The following is a 1,338-nucleotide window of genomic DNA, read 5'->3' as shown; positions in this document are numbered from 1 at the left end:
TTCCGCTGCAAATGTCGGTTATAAAACTCCAACGCCTTGACAACAAAATCCGTTTCCTGCCCTCTGGGAACAGTCTTTGGAATGAGCTTGGTTATCCTCTCGTCACGGAAAGCAGGTTTTTCCTTCTGATTGGGCTTTTCTTCCTCCATAATGGACTGGATAACCTCGGAAGTGAGCTTGCCGTATTGGTTATACTTCTTCATTTTGATAGCCTGTGCCAATGACGGGGTAGCATCGTTGTACTCCATTGCTTCAAGCAAGGTGTATTGCTGTTCCTCGGTCAGATAGGAAATTTCAACCGCAGGACGGAAAGCAATCTGCCGTTCATCTACCATTTGCAGGATTTCTGGAACAAGCTCGGTTAGACGGATATAGCGGCGTATCTGGTCTTTGCTTTCTCCAACAAGTTCTCCTAATTCCTCATCAGAACGCCCTTTTGATAAATTAGTCGCCAATGGCGACGCATTTTCTTTCGGGGGTCTGCCTGCTTGTCGTTTCATAGCTTCCAACCGCATTTTATACGCAAACGCTTTCTCACTCGGCAAAATAACAGAGCGTTGGAGATTACTTTCCACCATAACAATAATGGCTTCGTCACGGGTAAGCTCTTTAACCTCGCATTTCAGCGTTTCAAGCCCCGCAAGTTCACAAGCTTTTTTTCGCCTGTGACCGCTGATAAGCTCATACCGTCCGTCCTCTTTTAAGCGAACTGTCGCAGGGGTCATTACACCATTTCGCTTGATACTCTCAACAAGCTGTTCCATATCCTCGTCCATTAAAACCTTGAACGGGTGGTCTGGAAACTCGTCAATCTCCGATATGGGAATATCCCTTATCTTAGAGAGCTTTGCTTCCTCACGGCTTTCGTCCGTCTGAAAAAGGTCATCGTATGCAGTCAGCTCGATTTTGGTTTCTCTGCTTCTCGCCAATCTCTGCCACCTCCTTTCCGAACTGCTCATAGGCTGCGGCAACCTTGCCGCTTTTGTCGTAGGCAAAGATACTTTTGCCCTCTGCGGTAGCTTCCACCGCACGGATAGAATGAGGTATCTCGGTATCAAACACCTTGATTTTCTGACCGTATGCACTTTTGACCGTTGCCGTAATCTCCTTAGAAATGTTGGTACGGGGCATTACCATAGTCATTAAGATACCGTCTATCCGCAGCTTTGGGTTGATTTGCCGCTTGACCATTGATACGGAGCGAAGCAAAAGCTCCAAACCTTTAGCCGAGAGATAGTGGGGCTGTGTCGGGATAATTACACTGTCAGCCGCCGCCAGAGCATTGATGGTTATCATACCTAAACTCGGCATACAGTCAATAAGCACATAGTCGTAATT

General features: G+C 46.9%; 2 protein-coding genes. Both read right to left on the bottom strand.

Annotation, left to right across the window (positions count from 1 at the left end; genetic code table 11):
• Positions 1–929 (bottom strand): ParB/RepB/Spo0J family partition protein (locus GT575_RS14840; protein WP_161172310.1); only part of this gene is annotated, 929 nt, incomplete at its 3' end.
• Positions 883–1,338 (bottom strand): ParA family protein (locus tag GT575_RS14835; protein ID WP_161172309.1); only part of this gene is annotated, 456 nt, incomplete at its 5' end. The genes GT575_RS14840 and GT575_RS14835, both read right to left, overlap by 47 nt.

Origin of the sequence: Coprococcus sp. BIOML-A2, assembly GCF_009875795.1 — a bacterium.
Classification (GTDB): domain Bacteria; phylum Bacillota; class Clostridia; order Lachnospirales; family Lachnospiraceae; genus Coprococcus; species Coprococcus aceti.
Note: the sequence above shows the minus strand (reverse complement) of the source record. Positions and strands in the feature narration are given on the sequence as shown.